Origin of the sequence: Rhodococcus sp. O3, assembly GCF_048897285.1 — a bacterium.
In the GTDB taxonomy this organism is placed as follows: domain Bacteria; phylum Actinomycetota; class Actinomycetes; order Mycobacteriales; family Mycobacteriaceae; genus Rhodococcus.
Window position 1 is genome coordinate 1 of the sequence record NZ_JBMBTE010000116.1, and the last position, 15358, is coordinate 15358.

Genomic DNA, 15358 nt, shown 5'->3' on the forward strand with positions numbered 1-15358 from the left:
GGTCGATGCCCGTGTCCCGGCCGGTTCCGCCCGCCCGGCCCGCACCACCGCCGGAGTCGGCCGCCGAACAGACCCGGATCGCCGAACCACCCCGTGTTCCCGAACCACCCCGTGTTCCCGAACCACCCCGGGTCGCCGCCCAGCCCCCGGCCGTCGAGAGACCACCCGTCGTCGAGAGACCACCGGTCGTCGAACCACCGCGGGTCACCGCGTCGACGCTGCCGCCCCCGCGCCGGCCGCGCAGCGAACCGGTGGCTCCGGACGACGAACCGACCGTTCAGATCGAGGCGGTGGACCCGGGCGAGTCCGTCGAACCCCCGGAACGGCCGGAGGAACGCACGGGCGCGGAGACACGGAAGCCGCCGGGCAGGACCGACGGGCTCAGCCGGCTCGCGCTCAGCAAACGCAGACGCAAGTCCCGGCTCGCAGCTCTGGGCCGGACAGGAGTTGCCCTCGCGTCGGTGCTGACCTTGGTCGGCACCGGCGGCATCTGGGGGTACATGCGGTCCACCGAGGCAGGCTTCTCCCAGATCGCCGCGCTGGACACCGAGTCCACCGACATCGTCGACCCGGTCGGGCAGACCGGCGACGAGACCTACCTGATCGTCGGCACCGACACCCGAGCCGGTGCGAGCGGCTCGATCGGCGCCGGCACGGTGGAGGACGCGGAGGGTGCACGTGCCGACACCGTCATCCTCGTCAACATCCCTGCGGATCGCAGCCGGGTCGTCGCGGTGTCGTTCCCCCGCGACCTCGATGTGGAACGTCCCGTGTGCCGCGGCTGGGACAGCGTCACCGGCGACTACTCGACCGACATCTATCCGGAAGCCGAGGGCGACAAGCTCAACGCGACCTACGCGCTGGGCGGACCGAAGTGCCTGGTGAAGGTCATCCAGAAGATGTCCGGTCTGAAGATCGGACATTTCGTGGGGATCGACTTCGCCGGATTCGAATCCATGGTCGACGGGATCGGCGGCGTCGAGGTGTGCACCACCGCGCCGCTGATCGACGGTGAGCTCGGTGAGATCCTCCCGAGGGCGGGCCGGCAGACGCTCGACGGCCGGAAGGCATTGGACTACGTCCGCGCCCGCAAGGTCGAAGCCGAGGGCAACGGCGACTACGGCCGGATCGCCCGGCAGCAGAAGTTCCTGTCGTCCCTCCTGCGGTCGGCGCTGTCCAACAAGGTGCTGCTCGATCCCGGCAAGCTCAACGGCTTCATCAACGCGTTCACCCAGGCCACCTTCGTCGAGAACGTCAACACCGAGTCGCTGGTCAAACTCGGCCGTTCCCTGCAGAACGTCGACGCCGGTGCGGTCACGTTCCTGACCGTGCCGACGGACGGCACCAACGACTGGGGCAACGAGATCCCGCGCCTGGACGACATCAAGGCGATCTTCCAGGCCATCATCGACGACGAGCCGCTGCCCGGCGAGAAGCGGGACGAACCCGAACCGAGCGAGGCCGCGGCCGAGGCCACGACTGCGGCCCCGTCGGGGCCGGCACCGGTGCTGCCGGCCCAGGAATCCGTCGACACGTCGTACATCACGCTGCAGGTGTCCAACGCCTCCGGTGAAGCCGGCCTCGCCGCGCGGACCGCGGAGACGCTGGGCGCGTACGGCTACTCCATCTACGCCGTCGGCAACTACTCCGGCACCAGCGCGCAGACGATCGTGCGGTTCACCCCCGGTCAGGAAGCCGAAGCCGCCACGGTCGCGTCGATGATCCCCGGTGCCGTGCTCCAGAAGCTGTCGTCCTCCGCCGATCGGCTCGGCGTCGTCGAAGTCGTGCTCGGGTCCGGCTTCGACGGCACGATCGCCGAACCTCAGCTTCCCGGCACGCTCCTGAGGCCCATGCCCGTCGAGGATGCCCCCGCGGACGCGATCGAGCTTCCCGTCGACCTCGCGGTGACGAACGCCGGCGACGACTCCTGCAGCTGACCGTTTGCGATCCGCACCGACCGTTCGGCCCGGCCGTTCACCGAGCATTCACCCAGCGCTTGCGACGTGGCTTTCTTGCCGCCGTAGGCTGTGAAATTATGCGCGTCGCCTACAACGAACAGATGACAGAGCTCGCCGACCTCCTCGGCGAGATGGCCGGGCTGGCCGGCCTCGCCATGGAACGGGCCACCGATGCCCTCCTCCATGCCGATCTGCCACTGGCCGAGGTCGTCATCGGTGAGCACGACAAGATCACCGAACTGAGTGCGCGCTGCGAGGAGAAGGCATTTGCGCTCCTCGCCCTCCAGGGGCCGGTCGCCGGCGACCTGCGGGCCGTCGTCAGCGCCATCCAGATCGTCGCCGACATCGACCGGATGGGGGCGCTGGCTCTGCACGTGGCGAAGGCGACGCGCCGACGCCACCCCAATCACGTGCTGCCCGAGGAAGTGAACGGGTACTTCGCCGAGATGGGACGCATCGCCGTGGCGCTGGGCGCCGCCACCAAGGAAATCCTCGAGACCCGCGACCCCGAGCGGGCGGCACGGCTCCACGAGGAGGACGAGGCGATGGACGACCTGCACCGTCACCTGTTCAAGGTCCTGATGGACCGGAACTGGGATCACGGGGTCGCCGCCGCCGTCGACGTGACGCTGCTGGGCCGGTTCTACGAGCGTTTCGCCGATCACGCCGTCGAGGTCGGGCGCCGGGTCGTCTTCCTCGTCACCGGCAAGCTGCCGACCGACGACGACTTCCGTACCTTCCGCGACAAGGTCGACAACCTCACCGTCTACCCGGACGCCGAGCAGTAGCCCACGCGACACAGCGCACAACAGGGCCCGGCCGGATTCCCCGGCCGGGCCCTGTTGTTCCGGATGCCCTATCCGAAGCGGCCCGAGATGTAGTCCTCGGTGGCCTTCTGCGTCGGGTTCGAGAAGATCTTCTCGGTGTCGTCGATCTCGACGAGCCTGCCCGGCTTGCCGGTGGCCTCGAGGTTGAAGAACGCCGTCTGGTCGCTCACCCGCGCGGCCTGCTGCATGTTGTGGGTGACGATGACGATCGTGAAGTCCCGCTTGAGTTCGGTGATCAGGTCCTCGATGGCGAGGGTCGAGATCGGGTCGAGCGCCGAGCACGGCTCGTCCATGAGCAGCACGTCGGGCGAGACCGCGGTCGCCCGGGCGATGCACAGGCGCTGCTGCTGACCACCCGACAGTCCGCCGCCCGGCTTGTCGAGCCGGTCCTTGACCTCGTTCCACAGGTTCGCGCCGCGCAGCGACTTCTCGGCGATCTCGTCGAGCTTCTTCTTGTCCCGCACACCCTGCAGCTTCAGACCGGCGACGACGTTGTCGCGGATCGACATCGTGGGGAACGGGTTGGGGCGCTGGAACACCATGCCGATGGTCTTGCGGACACCGACCGGATCGACCGACGGGTCGTAGATGTCCTCGCCGTCGAGCAGCACCGACCCTTCGACGCGCGCGCCCGGGGTCACCTCGTGCATGCGGTTGAGCGATCGCAGCACCGTCGACTTGCCGCAGCCCGACGGGCCGATGAACGCGGTGACACTGCGCGGGGGCACCGACAGCGTCACGTCCGACACGGCGTGGAACTTGCCGTAGTAGATGTTGACGTCCTTGAGATCCAGACGCTTGGCCATTACCGGCTCCCTCGTGGTGTATCGATCCGGGCGAGTTGAGACATGGGTGTGGGGCTACTTGGAGGTGCCGATCTGCGAGAAGCGGCCGATGAGCTTGGCGGCGATGTTGAGCACGGCGATGACCAGGATGAGGGTCAGGGCGGCGCCCCAGATGCGCATGGAACCGGCTTCGGTGGGGTTGTTCATCTCGGCGACCATGACGCCCGGCAGCGAGCCCATCTCACCGCCGAACAGGTTGAAGTTGATGAACGGTGCGTAGCCGACCAGGATCAGCAGCGGCGCGGTCTCGCCCATGACGCGGGCCAGCGCCAGCATGATGCCGGTGATGATGCCGGGCAGCGCGGTCGGCAGCACGATGCGGGCGATGGTCTTCCACTTCGGGACGCCGAGGGCGTACGACGCTTCACGCAGATCCTGCGGCACGATGCGCAGCATCTCCTCGGTGCTGCGCACCACGACGGGCACCATGAGCAGCACCAGCGCCAGCGACACCGCCAGCGCCGACTTCGGGAACCCGAAGGTGGCGATCCACAGGGCGTAGATGAAGAGTGCCGCGACGATCGAGGGAACACCGCTGAGGATGTCCACCATGAACGTGGTGATCCGGGCGAGTTTCGAATCGCCCGCGTACTCGACGAGGTAGATCGCGACGAACACGCCCAGCGGGATGGAGATGAGTCCGCAGACCAGTCCCTGCACGAGGGTGCCGACAAGCGCGTGGTAGATGCCGCCGCCGGTCGACGAAGCGGTCAGGCCGCTGAACGAGTGGGTGAACCACGTCGCCGAGAGCAGCGCCGGCAGGCCCTTCGCGATCACGGTGATGAGCACCCACGCGAGCGGCACCAGTGCGATCAGCACCGCGAGGGTGACGAGCACGGTCGCGGTGTAGTCGGCCAGACGCCGGCGTAGTCCCACACCCCGGAAGGTCGGCCCCTTGACGGGGGCGTCGAGAACGGTGGTCGACATCGGTCAGTTCCTCTTTCCGGCGACGATCATGCGGGCCGCGGCGTTGACCACGAAGGTGAGCACGAACAGGACCAGGCCCGCGGCGATGTAGGCGCCTGCCTGGATGTCGTTGTTGAACTCGGCGTATCCGAGGGCGATCTTGGAAGCGATCGTCGAGCCCGCGTCGAACAGCGACCACGAGAACGCCTGCGACGTGGTGCGCAGGATCATGTACAGGGCCATCGTCTCGCCGAGCGCGCGTCCGAGGCCCAGCATCGATCCGCTGATGTAACCGGACTTGCCGAACGGGATGACCGTGGTCTTCACGACCTCCCACCGGGTGGCGCCGAGCGCGAGCGCGGCCTCGATGTGCGCGACCGGGGTCTGCACGAACACCTCGCGACTGACCGCGGCGATGGTCGGCAGGATCATCACGGCGAGGACGATTCCGGCGGTGAAGATGGTGCCGCCGCCGATGATGGAACCGGTGCCGTCGGCGAACAACGGGAACCAGCCGAGGCTGTCGTTGAGCCACTGCGCGAACGGGCGGATGGCCGGCGCGAGCACCAGCAGACCCCACAGGCCGTACACGATCGACGGCACGGCGGCCAGCAGATCGATGACGTACGCGAGGGGTTGCCTGATCCGGTCGGGGCAGTAGGAGGTCAGGAAGACGGCGATGCCCAGCGCCACGGGCATCGCGAGAATCAGCGCGAACACCGACACCAGGACCGTGACCTGGAACAGGTCGAGCACCCCGAAGGCCATCTTCTCGATGTCCTGCGTGACCCATTCACGACTGGTGAGGACGTTGGCGGTGTTGCGCTGCAGCGCGGGGACCGCCCGCCATACGAGGAACACGGCGATGGCGCCGATGATCAGCGAGACCAGGACGGCCGACCCGGCGGCAAGGGAACCGAAGATCCTGTCGCCGGGTCTGCTCACCGGCTTCCGGCGGCCGGGTTCGGGAACGGTAATCGTGGCCTCCGGGGTGCTGCCGTGCGGACCGCCCGCCCCCGCATCCCCGGAATCGAGGATCGGGGTGCGAGGTGCCGAAGTGGTGGGCGCGTCACTCATCTGCGCTCGCAATCTCTCTAGGCATGAATATAGTTCCGGGCGGTCGTCGCGCTGCAGTGGACCGGGCGACAGGGGATCAGGCGATGGCGTCGATCGACTCGGTCAGCTTGGCCTTGAACGAATCCGGCAGCGGGACGTAGCCCTGTTCCGCCAGACCCGCCTGTCCCTCGTTGGCGGCGCTCGTGAGGAACGACTTGACCGCCGCCGACGTGTCGGCGTCGTAGCCGGCGGAGCACACGATCTCGTAGGTGGCGAGGACCAGCGGGTACGCCCCGGCTTCGGTGCTGCCGTAGATCGAGGACAGGTCGAGGGTCAGGTCGCCGCCGCCGGTACTCGCGAACGCGGCGCCCTCGATGGCCTTGCCTGCGGTCTCCTCGTTGAGCTCGACGGGGCCGGAACCGTTGTCGATCTGCGCGATGCTGAGGTTGTTCTGCTCGGCGAACGAGCTTTCGACGTAGGTGATCGCACCGGGCGTGCTCCCGACGGCCTGGGCGACACCGGCGGAGCCCTTGGCGCCCTCGCCGACACCGCCGGTGAAGTCGGAGCCGGCGCCGGTGGTCCAGGCACCGGCCGAAGCGGCTTCGAGGTACTGCTGGAAGTTGTCGGTGGTGCCCGACGAATCCGAGCGGACGATCGGGGCGATCGTCGAATCCGGCAGTGCCGCACCGCTGTTCAGCGCGGCGATGGCCGGATCGTTCCACTTGGTGATGCCACCGTTGAAGATCTTCGCGATCGTCGGTCCGTCGAGCACCAGGTTGTCGACACCCTCGAGGTTGTATGCGATCGCAACCGGGCCGAACACGAGCGGCAGGTTCCAGGCCGGGTTGCCGGCGCACCGCTCGGCGGCCTGCGCAGCCTGATCGCCCTTGATCGCGGAGTCCGAACCGGCGAAATCGATCTGCTTCGCGATGAACTGGGTGCGGCCGTCGCCGGATCCGGACGGGTTGTACGCGACGTTGACGTTCGCGCCCTTCTCCGAGCACACCGCGATGTAGGTGGAAACGAACGCGTCCATGGCGTTCTTCTGGGCGGAGGACCCGGCGGCCGACAACGTCGGCTTGCCTTCACACGCCGCGGCCGAGGCGGACGCGTCGACGTCGACGTCGGCAGCGTTGTTGTCGGTACCGCACGCGGCGAGTGTGACGGCTCCTGCGGCCAGCGCGCCGAGCAGGGCGCCACTGCGCTTGAAGTTCACCTTGTCTCCTCCGGAATTCACGACCGAGCAGACACCGGCCGATTCCGGTGCCGGGCCGAGTGACTCGACCCGTAGCGAAGCTAGAGGCGGACAGTGGCCGGTCAGGGGACCGTCGGTGAACGGAAGGTTAACCGGCACCGAACACATGATGGGTGTATCGGGTCCGTCACAGTCCGTTCACCGACTGCGGTGACGCCGGTCACGAGGAACCTGTGCTCACGGGGTGGGCTCGGTGTTCCGCGCGTAGGCGACGTCGACGTGGAACCGGTCGAAGCCGAGCCGGCCGTAGGTGTTCAACGCCGCCGTGTTGTCGCCCTCGACGTACAGCAGGACCGTTCCCAGGCCGCCGTCGCGCAGATACTGCAGGCCCGCCAGCGTCAGCAGCCGGCCCAGGCCACGGCCCTGCGCCTGCGGGTCGATACCCACCACGTACACCTCGCCGAGTGCCGGTTCGGTGTCGGTGGCGGCGTGCACCTTGGTCCAGTGGAAGCCGAGCAGTCGCTCGGGGTCTGCGCGGTCGAACGCCAGGAACAACCCGGCCGGATCGAACCAGGATTCGGCGCGGCGTTCGGCGACGTCGGTCTCGGTCCAGCGGCCCTGTTCCGGGTGCCACGCGAATGCGGCCGCGTTGACCCGCAGCAGTTCGGCGTCGTCCTCGGGCCCGCGGTAGGCGCGCACGAGCAGGTCGTCCGGGACTGCGACGCCGGGCAGTTCCGGGGTGGTGAGCGAGCGGCGCATCTGCAGCAGTTCGCGCACTCCGGAAAGCCCCAGCCGAGCCGCGACCGCGCGCGCCGCGGGCAGGTCACCGTGAGCCCATACCCGGGTGCCGGTGCCCCCGGCCGACAGGGCGGCCTCGACGAGTTTCGTGCCGAGCCCGCGACCGCGGTGGGCGGGGTCGACGACGACCTCGGCCATCGCGCTGTGTTCTCCGTGGCCGGGCACGAGGACCGCCCAGCCCGCGACCTCACCGTCGGCACGCACGACGAGGTGACGGGTGTCGTCGTCCCGGCCGAGCGAGTGCACGCCCTGTTCCGAGACGGGAGCGGTGCCGTCGGCTGCGGTCGCACGGTCGAGGACCGCGCGCACCGCGGCGGCGACGTCGGGTGACGGACGAGTGTCGAATTCCATCCCGCCGAGGTTAGTCGGCGAACTCGGTCTCGGGGTCCTCGAACTCGACGGTGGGGACGCCGCCCTTGCCGGACTTGGTCGTGGGCCGCACCGCCTTGTAGCCGACGTTGCGGACGGTGCCGATCAGCGACTCGTACTCCGGCCCCAGCTTGGCGCGCAGTCGCCGGACGTGGACGTCGACGGTGCGGGTGCCGCCGAAGAAGTCGTAACCCCACACCTCCTGCAGCAACTGGGCACGGGTGAACACCCGGCCGGCGTGCTGTGCGAGGTATTTGAGGAGTTCGAACTCCTTGTACGTCAGGTCGAGCGGGCGACCGCGCAACCGGGCGGTGTAGGTGCCTTCGTCGATGGTCAGCTCGCCGAGCGTGATCTTGCCGGTGTTCTCGGGCGCGACCGCACCACCGGAACGACCGAGCAGCAGTCGCAGCCGCGCATCGAGTTCGGCCGGCCCGGTGCTGGTGAGCAGGATGTCGTCGAGACCCCATTCCGGGTTGACCGCCACCAGACCGCCTTCGGTCAGCACGGCGACGACGGGAACCGCCGAGCCGGTGCTGCCGAGCAGTCGGCACAGTCCGCGGGCCGCGGCCAGGTCGGTGCGGGCATCGACGATCGCGATGTCCGCCGAACCCGCCTCCAGCAGAGACGACACTTCGGTCGGCGCGGGCCGGACGGAATGCGCCAGCAGCGCCAGCGACGGCAACACCGCGTCCGGGTTGGGGTCGGAGGTCAGCAGGAGCAGTTCCACCGGGCCTCCATTCTTGGTGTCACGAGGGCGCTCATTCACGTATGAACGACGCGCTACAGATTAGCCCCCCTTTTGTTACCGCCGTGTAAGCAGCCGAATGGCGCGCCTCGTTGCGTCGGTAACAATGGTCTGGTGCGGAAACTGATCCTCGGACTCGTCGTCCTCCTGGGACTCGCCCTTCTCGTCGACTTCGGCGCGGCGGCGTGGTCCGAGTACCGGGTCTCGCGGGCCCTGCGCGAGGGCGGCGCCCTGACCGCCGATCCCGCGGTGACCATCCACGGCTTCCCGTTCCTGCGGCAGGCCCGCAACGGCCACTACGAGAACGTCGAGATCCGCGCCCAGGGTGTCCACAGCGACATGCTCGGCGACATCACCATCGAGGCGAACCTGATCGGTGCGCACGCGCAGGCCGCGGAACTGCTCGACGGGTCGATCCGGTCGGTGCCGGTGGACCTGCTCTACGGGCGTGTCCGTATCGACGCGACCGAATTGGGACGCCTCTACAACATCCCTGACCTGCAGATTTCCGCTCCTCCGGCCAACAAATCGGACGGCACCGGAGGCTCCGGAGGGTCCGGCCCGACGACCGCCGGCGGAGTCGTGCTCACCGGCACCGTCCCGGTCGGGCCGGTCTCCGCGCAGGTGAGCGTTCAGGCCGATCTGCTGCTCGACGACGACAGCGTCCGCATCGTCGCGTCGGATCTGTACTTCGGACCGGAAGGCAAGGCCGACTTCACGGTGCCCGATCCGCTGAAGCCCGTCGTGCTCGGTCTGTTCACCACCACGATCGAGCCGCAGGATCTGCCGTTCGGTGTGTACCCGACGTCGGTGGAGGCGCGCGGTTCGCAGATCGTCATCGAGGGCGAGGCCCGCGATACCGTCATCGACCTCGAGGAAGTGCAGCGACTGTGACCGGAATCATCGTTCTTCTCGTAGTCCTCGTCGCCGCCCTCGGGGTGGGCACGGTGCTGCGGTCCCGATCCGGTGCCGTGCGGGAGGTCGCCGCCGAACCGGACACGGCCGGTGTCGATCCGCTGCTCTCGGCGCTCGGAATCGGTGACGGCCCGGAACCGGTGGTGCTGCACTTCTCCGCACCGTGGTGCGGCCCGTGCAGCGCCGTGCGCCGCGTCGTCACGCAGGTCATCGACAATTTCACCGCCACACAGGACGGCCTGCCGGTTCCCCGGGACGTCGAGGTCGATCTCGACGAAAATCCGGAGCTGGCAAGGAAATTGGGGGTTCTGTCACTGCCGACGACGTTCCTGTTCGACGCGGACGGCACCGAACGGTTCCGGGTTTCGGGAGTTCCGACCGCGGCGGACCTGACATCTGCCCTGGTGCCGTTGCGTGCCCCTGGGGATTTGCTTTCCTGAGAACTTCGCTACACTCCCTGACGTGCATTACCGCCAAGAGCTGATGCTCACCCGACGCCGCGCAGTCGATCTGTGCCGCCTCGGTGGCTGTTGTTGTTCCTGCTGATCACCTCGACCTCGACGTCCATCACCCTCCGGTACGTCACCAGCACACGCCCGATGTGATCGCCCCGCGGTCCACCGACCGCATCCGGCACCTCGATCCCGCTACGCGCGCGCCCTCGAATCCCGCAGGAGCACTCCGATGTCCGTTCCAATTTCACAATCCCGCACCGTCGACCAGGTCGACGTCCGCGGCCCCCGGTTCGCCGCCTGGGTCACCACCGCTGTCCTCGTCGTCGTGCTGATCGTCGCGACGTTCTCCGTCCCGGCAGCCGGCGTACTGCTCGCCGTGCAGACCTTGGTGTTCGCACTCGGGGCGGTGTTCGGCCCGCGCCGTAGCCCGTACGGACTGCTCTACGCGACGTTGGTCGCGCCGCGTCTGGGAGCACCGACCGAAACCGAACCCGTGCCGCCGCTGCGTTTCGCGCAGTTCGTCGGTTTCGTGTTCGCCGCCGTCGGTACCGTCGGGTTCCTCGCCGGAGCCGTCGTGGTCGGATCCGTCGCCACCGGGTTCGCACTGTTCGCCGCGCTGCTCAACGCAGCGTTCGGCCTGTGCCTCGGCTGCCGGATCTACCCGCTGGTGACGCGCCTGCGCCCCGCGTCCACCTGACCCGCCCCCACCGACTTCCTCAGTCACCACCGAAAGGAATATCCATGGCTCGCTCCGACGTCCTGGTCTCTGCAGACTGGGCCGAGCAGAACCTCAACGCGCCGAAGACCGTCTTCATCGAGGTCGACGAGGACACCACCGCCTACGACGGTGGCCACATCCCCGGCGCGATCAAGCTCGACTGGCGCAAGGATCTGCAGGACGGTGTCCGCCGCGACTTCCTGAACCAGGAGCAGTTCTCCGAGCTGCTGTCCGCCAAGGGCGTTGCCAACGACGACACCGTCGTGCTGTACGGCGGCAACAACAACTGGTTCGCGGCCTACGCGTACTGGTACTTCAAGCTGTACGGCCACAAGGACATCAAGCTGATCGACGGCGGCCGCAAGAAGTGGGAGCTCGACGGTCGTGAGCTGTCGAAGGAGTCCGTCACCCGCCCGGCCACCGAGTACAAGGCCTCCACGCCGGACACCTCGATCCGCGCGTTCCGCGACGATGTGATCGCCGCGATCGGCAAGGCCAACCTGGTCGACGTGCGCTCCCCCGACGAGTACTCCGGCAAGATCCTCGCGCCGGCGCACCTCCCGCAGGAGCAGGCGCAGCAGCGCGGCCACGTCCCCGGTGCCATCAACATCCCGTGGAGCACCACCGCCAACGAGGACGGCACCTTCAAGTCCGACGAGGACCTTGCAAAGCTGTACGCGGACAAGGGATTCGACGACTCCAAGGAGACCATCGCCTACTGCCGTATCGGCGAGCGCTCGAGCCACACCTGGTTCGTGCTGCAGGAGATCCTCGGCAAGAAGAACGTCAAGAACTACGACGGCAGCTGGGTCGAGTACGGCTCGCTGGTCGGCGCACCGATCGAGTTGGGAGCGTAAGAAAACATGTGCGGAGCACCCGTTCAGAGCCAGAGCCTGCCTGCCGGCGTCGACGTCGAGAAGGAAACGGTCATCACCGGCCGGGTCCTCGACTCCGACGGCCAGCCCGTCGGCGGTGCCTTCGTGCGCCTGCTCGACGGCACCGATGAGTTCACCGCCGAGGTCGTCGCCTCCGCGACCGGCGACTTCCGCTTCTTCGCCGCGCCCGGTACCTGGAAGGTCCGTGCACTCTCGAGCGTCGGCAACGGCGACTCCACCATCAGCCCGAGCGCTGCCGGTGTGCACAACGTCGACGTGACTGTCGCCAAGTAACAAGCACCAACACACAGCGAAGGGGCCCCGTTCCGTGTCGGAACGGGGCCCCTTCGCTCGGGTAGGTCAGTTGCCGGCCGGATCCCGGTCCCGCTCGGCGCGGGCAAGCTCACTGATCCAGTCGACGATCTTCTCGCTCTCCCAGTACCACGGGTCGTTCGGGTTGTTGTTCCAGTACGCGATGTGCTGGAAGAACGCGAGGAAGATGTACGGCTTCAGGACCAGATCGACCACGCCGCTGTTGTCCTCGACGAATCCGGCGCCCTCGGCGCGCAGTTTCTCCTGGACGACAGGCATCCCGGGGCCCATGGCCCAGTCCAGCAGTTCCCGGAGCCGCTCGGGGCCACGGTCCTCACCGGGCACCGGACGGCTCCGGTCCGCGACCGTGCGCAGGACGTCGAGCAGCGATTCGTCGGACTGCCACCAGTCCTCGTCGGAGACGATGTGCGCGGCCGCGCGGGCCGCCATCGTGGAGATCACCCGCTCGCCGTCGGTGATCGTCTGCAGGGGGTTCGCCAGGGTGAAGCGCATCTGCCCGAGGACGCCGAGCGCCAGTTCGAGGATCGCGATGTCCTCGGGGGCGTCGCACGCGATGTCGTAGGGGCGGCAGGAGTACCGGACGCGGTCGGCGAGGGCGCCGTAGTCGGCGGGCTCGGACGACATGAATCCGCCGCCGGCCGGGCCCGGTTCACCGAACGAATCGGCCCCGGCGGGCCGGTAGGGATCGCCGATGAGAACGACTCCGGCGACGTCGTCGGGGCTCACGTGGGCATCGGCGGGACGATGCCCGAGTTCCCGGGTGACGCGCTCGATGACCTCCCCACCGACGCTGTAGCCGACGAGCACGAATCGCGTGCTGTCCCCGCACCGGGCCTTCTGCTCGTCGAGGATGCGGTTCGTCGACGCGACCCCCGCGGCCACCGAATCCTGGTAGGTGGGCACGTCCTCGAACAGGCCGAGGCCGTAGGTGGAGGGGTAGGGCACGTACATCCATCCCACCGAACCGGGATCCGCGCTGTTGGCCTCGCCCACGGGAACGGTCACGTTGCCGACCCAGTTGGACCACAACTGACGGGTTTCCTCCTCGACCGGATTCCGGTCGGCGGTCGAATCGGTGGCACCCGAGACGGCGACGATCAGCAGGTCCGGGCAGTCGAGTGCCGCGTTGTCGGGATGGATCACCGGACCGGAGCCGGGCAGGCTCGAACCGCTCCCCGGCGCCGCCGCGGCGACGGGCGCGAGCACGGGGACGGACAGGGCAGCGAGCGCCGCTGCGGACAGAACAGTAGTGCGAAACGGGCGCACGCGACCTCCGAAATGCGTGTGTCCGGCCGATGCTGCCGGATCGGAAGTACCTTATTCGCCCAGCCGGGCCTCCGCACGGTCTGAGGCCGACGGCCGATTTTCGTGCCTCACGGCCGCGGTCTAAGATGTGCCCGTGGTCATTTTCTTCGAGGTCCTGCTTGTCCTTGCAGCGTTGCTCATCACGTGGTTCACGCTGTACACCATCTACCGTCTGGTCACCGACGAGTCGTGACGAGCGAACCCGGTGACAACCCCGGTGTCGTCCGCGGCAGCGGGGACAAGGCCGTCGCCGACGCCATCGAGCGCGCCAAGGCGACCGCGGACCTGAACGTTCCGGTCCTGCAGGGGCTGCCTCTGCCCGAGGACACCGCCAACCTGCGGCTCGGGCCGGATCTGCATCCCGCGCTGCTGGCGCTGCTGCCGATGGTCGGCGTGTGGCGCGGCGAGGGCGAGGGCAACGATCCCCGGACCGGCGACTACCACTTCGGTCAGCAGATCGTCGTCTCGCACGACGGTGGCGACTACCTCGTGTGGGAGTCACGGTCCTGGAGACTCGACGAGAACGGTGAGTACGCCGCCCCGGATCGCCGGGAGAGCGGCTACTGGCGCGTCGCCGGGCAGGACGCCGTGGGCAGCGAGGATCCCGAAACCCTCGAACTGCTGATCAGCCACAGCTCCGGTGTCGTCGAGCTCTACTACGGAACGGCCCTGACCCAGTCGTCGTGGGAGATCGCGACGGACGTGGTGATCCGTAGCCAGTCCGGTGAGGTCGTCGGCGGCGCCAAGCGCCTCTACGGAATCATCGAAGGCGGCGACCTCGCGTACGTCGAGGAACGCATCACCGCGGACGGCGACCTGAAGCCGCACCTGTCGGCGCGGCTGTCACGTCACATCGGCTGAGCGGTCGTATCTGCTGAACGAGCGCCGACCCGCGCTCGACTTCGCTGTCCTGCTCGACATCGCTGTTCCCGCTGGACATCGCTGAACCGCCCGTGAACACGGAGCGGCCCCCGAGCCATACCGGCGAGGGCGGACGCATCCACTCCCTCGCAGGTCCCGGCCGGACAGACCGGGGGCTCGGGGGCCGGGTGACTACCTGGGATTCGCCAGCCGCGCGCGCGGTCGGTGAATACACCGTCGTCGGCGACAGCGGCTAGCCGGCAGCCACCTCACGTGTCCGACATTCACTCATTGTCCAGACCACCTCCTTCCTCGTGTACCGACGAAAGTACGCCTGGGTCAGAGGCTCGGCAACGGATTATTTCCGGGGATGCTCTCCGGGACCTCGACGACCCGGTCCGCGGCCGTGCCGGCGGGCAACTGGTGGGTGACGACGACGACCGTGCGGTCGGCGGCGACCAGCCCGGCGTCCCGGTCCAGCAGCAGACGCTGCAGGTGAGCGCCGTCGTCGGCGTCGAGATGCTCGGTCGGTTCGTCGAGCAGCAGCACCTTCGCCGGTGACAGAAGCGCCCGCGCCAGCAGGAGCCGTCGACGCTGACCACCCGACAGCGCGCGGGCACCGCCCTCGAGGGTCGTGTGCAGCCCGTCCGGCAGCCCCGACACCCACTCCCCCAGCCCGACCGCCTCGAGCGCGGCCGTCGCGTCGTTCTCGTCGACGTCGCCGCGCGCCACGCGCAGGTTCTCGAGCACCAACGTCTCGAAGACGTGGGCATCCTCGGCGAAGAACCCGACGTGACGCGGCAGTTCGGTCCGGTCGATCTCGTCGAGCGCGACGCCGTCGAGGGTCACGGACCCCGCGGCCGCGGGCAGCAGGCCGGCGAGCGTCATGATCGTGCTGGTCTTACCGCTGCCGCTGGCTCCCACGATGGCGACGCGCGCGCCCGGCGGCAGGTCCAGGTCGAGCGCGGCCGACGCGCGGCCACCCGGCCAGCCACTGCGCAGTCCGGTGGCGCGCAGGTGTCCGGGACCGTCGATCGGGCATGTTCCGTGCGGGACGGGCCGGTCGGCACGGTCGAGCAGATCGGTGATCCGGCCGGCCGCGATCCGGGCCCGGGTCAACGTCAGCGCGGCGGCTGGCAACGCGCCCGCCGCCTCGAACGCGGCGAGCGGCAACAGCACGAGGATGCCCAGCGACAT

Annotated in this window: 17 protein-coding genes; 9 read left to right on the forward strand and 8 right to left on the reverse strand. The window is 68.5% G+C overall.

The genetic code is table 11. From position 1 onward, the window contains the following. The first annotated feature begins 5 nt into the window (after positions 1-5). Positions 6-1937, forward strand: a complete 1932-nt coding sequence (locus tag ACN675_RS23140) for an LCP family protein (RefSeq protein ID WP_420753081.1) — start codon at positions 6-8, stop codon at positions 1935-1937. A gap of 98 nt (positions 1938-2035) precedes the next feature. Then, a complete protein-coding gene (gene phoU / locus ACN675_RS23145) occupies positions 2036-2746 on the forward strand; it encodes a phosphate signaling complex protein PhoU (RefSeq protein ID WP_420753067.1) in 711 nt (236 codons plus the stop codon). A 68-nt stretch (positions 2747-2814) separates the two neighbouring features. On the opposite strand, the gene pstB is transcribed toward phoU, so the two are convergent. The 6 genes from pstB to ACN675_RS23175 form a co-directional block, all read right to left on the reverse strand. Further along, complete coding sequence (gene pstB, locus ACN675_RS23150) at positions 2815-3591, reverse strand: phosphate ABC transporter ATP-binding protein PstB (protein WP_420753068.1); 777 nt, start codon at positions 3589-3591, stop codon at positions 2815-2817. Between the two features lie 54 nt (positions 3592-3645). Further along, complete coding sequence (pstA, locus tag ACN675_RS23155) at positions 3646-4557, reverse strand: phosphate ABC transporter permease PstA (protein WP_420753069.1); 912 nt, start codon at positions 4555-4557, stop codon at positions 3646-3648. A 3-nt stretch (positions 4558-4560) separates the two neighbouring features. Then, a complete protein-coding gene (pstC, locus tag ACN675_RS23160) occupies positions 4561-5613 on the reverse strand; it encodes a phosphate ABC transporter permease subunit PstC (protein ID WP_420753070.1) in 1053 nt (350 codons plus the stop codon). 76 nt (positions 5614-5689) lie between these two features. Next, complete coding sequence (pstS, locus tag ACN675_RS23165; protein WP_420753071.1) at positions 5690-6808, reverse strand: phosphate ABC transporter substrate-binding protein PstS; 1119 nt, start codon at positions 6806-6808, stop codon at positions 5690-5692. 216 nt (positions 6809-7024) lie between these two features. Then, on the reverse strand, positions 7025-7936 hold the full coding sequence (gene mshD / locus ACN675_RS23170; RefSeq protein ID WP_420753072.1) for a mycothiol synthase: 912 nt from the start codon (positions 7934-7936) through the stop codon (positions 7025-7027). Between the two features lie 10 nt (positions 7937-7946). Further along, a complete protein-coding gene (locus tag ACN675_RS23175; RefSeq protein WP_420753073.1) occupies positions 7947-8681 on the reverse strand; it encodes a winged helix-turn-helix transcriptional regulator in 735 nt (244 codons plus the stop codon). 132 nt (positions 8682-8813) lie between these two features. Between ACN675_RS23175 and ACN675_RS23180 the strand changes: the two genes are divergently transcribed. From ACN675_RS23180 to ACN675_RS23205, 6 genes are all read left to right on the forward strand, one after another. Further along, positions 8814-9593 (forward strand): LmeA family phospholipid-binding protein, encoded by a 780-nt coding sequence (locus ACN675_RS23180; protein WP_420753074.1) that lies wholly within the window; start codon positions 8814-8816, stop codon positions 9591-9593. After that, positions 9590-10054: a thioredoxin family protein gene (locus tag ACN675_RS23185; RefSeq protein WP_420753075.1), complete on the forward strand. Its 465-nt coding sequence runs from the start codon at positions 9590-9592 to the stop codon at positions 10052-10054. Before ACN675_RS23180 ends, ACN675_RS23185 begins: the two co-directional genes overlap by 4 nt. 22 nt (positions 10055-10076) lie before the next feature. Further along, positions 10077-10160 (forward strand): putative leader peptide, encoded by an 84-nt coding sequence (locus tag ACN675_RS23190; protein WP_368862557.1) that lies wholly within the window; start codon positions 10077-10079, stop codon positions 10158-10160. A 138-nt stretch (positions 10161-10298) separates the two neighbouring features. After that, the gene (locus ACN675_RS23195) at positions 10299-10766 is read left to right on the forward strand and encodes a DUF4395 domain-containing protein (RefSeq protein WP_420753076.1); all 468 of its coding nucleotides are present in this window, start codon (positions 10299-10301) and stop codon (positions 10764-10766) included. Between the two features lie 44 nt (positions 10767-10810). Continuing rightward, on the forward strand, positions 10811-11644 hold the full coding sequence (locus ACN675_RS23200; protein ID WP_420753077.1) for a sulfurtransferase: 834 nt from the start codon (positions 10811-10813) through the stop codon (positions 11642-11644). Between the two features lie 6 nt (positions 11645-11650). Continuing rightward, positions 11651-11956, forward strand: coding sequence for a DUF1416 domain-containing protein (locus tag ACN675_RS23205; protein ID WP_420753078.1), 306 nt, complete (start codon positions 11651-11653; stop codon positions 11954-11956). Positions 11957-12022: 66 nt separating this feature from the next. Here the strand turns inward: ACN675_RS23205 and ACN675_RS23210 are convergent, their stop codons facing one another. Further along, on the reverse strand, positions 12023-13261 hold the full coding sequence (locus ACN675_RS23210; RefSeq protein ID WP_420753079.1) for a cutinase family protein: 1239 nt from the start codon (positions 13259-13261) through the stop codon (positions 12023-12025). A gap of 228 nt (positions 13262-13489) precedes the next feature. On the opposite strand from ACN675_RS23210, the gene ACN675_RS23215 reads away from it, so the two are divergent. Next, positions 13490-14161 carry an FABP family protein gene (locus ACN675_RS23215; RefSeq protein ID WP_248673578.1) on the forward strand — a complete coding sequence of 224 codons (672 nt, stop codon included), beginning with the start codon at positions 13490-13492 and terminating at the stop codon, positions 14159-14161. 339 nt (positions 14162-14500) lie between these two features. Here ACN675_RS23215 and ACN675_RS23220 read toward each other — a convergent pair. After that, the coding region (locus ACN675_RS23220) for an ATP-binding cassette domain-containing protein (protein ID WP_420753080.1) at positions 14501-15358 on the reverse strand (858 nt) is incomplete at its 5' end.

Excerpts from the sequence above, each read along its gene's own strand:
- ACN675_RS23140 (WP_420753081.1), top strand. The coding sequence starts at position 6 with ATGCCCGTGTCCCGGCCGGTTCCGCCCGCCCGGCCCGCACCACCGCCG.
- phoU (WP_420753067.1), top strand. The coding sequence starts at position 2,036 with ATGCGCGTCGCCTACAACGAACAGATGACAGAGCTCGCCGACCTCCTC.
- pstB (WP_420753068.1), bottom strand. The coding sequence starts at position 3,591 with ATGGCCAAGCGTCTGGATCTCAAGGACGTCAACATCTACTACGGCAAG.
- pstA (WP_420753069.1), bottom strand. The coding sequence starts at position 4,557 with ATGTCGACCACCGTTCTCGACGCCCCCGTCAAGGGGCCGACCTTCCGG.
- pstC (WP_420753070.1), bottom strand. The coding sequence starts at position 5,613 with ATGAGTGACGCGCCCACCACTTCGGCACCTCGCACCCCGATCCTCGAT.
- mshD (WP_420753072.1), bottom strand. The coding sequence starts at position 7,936 with ATGGAATTCGACACTCGTCCGTCACCCGACGTCGCCGCCGCGGTGCGC.
- ACN675_RS23195 (WP_420753076.1), top strand. The coding sequence starts at position 10,299 with ATGTCCGTTCCAATTTCACAATCCCGCACCGTCGACCAGGTCGACGTC.
- ACN675_RS23200 (WP_420753077.1), top strand. The coding sequence starts at position 10,811 with ATGGCTCGCTCCGACGTCCTGGTCTCTGCAGACTGGGCCGAGCAGAAC.
- ACN675_RS23205 (WP_420753078.1), top strand. The coding sequence starts at position 11,651 with ATGTGCGGAGCACCCGTTCAGAGCCAGAGCCTGCCTGCCGGCGTCGAC.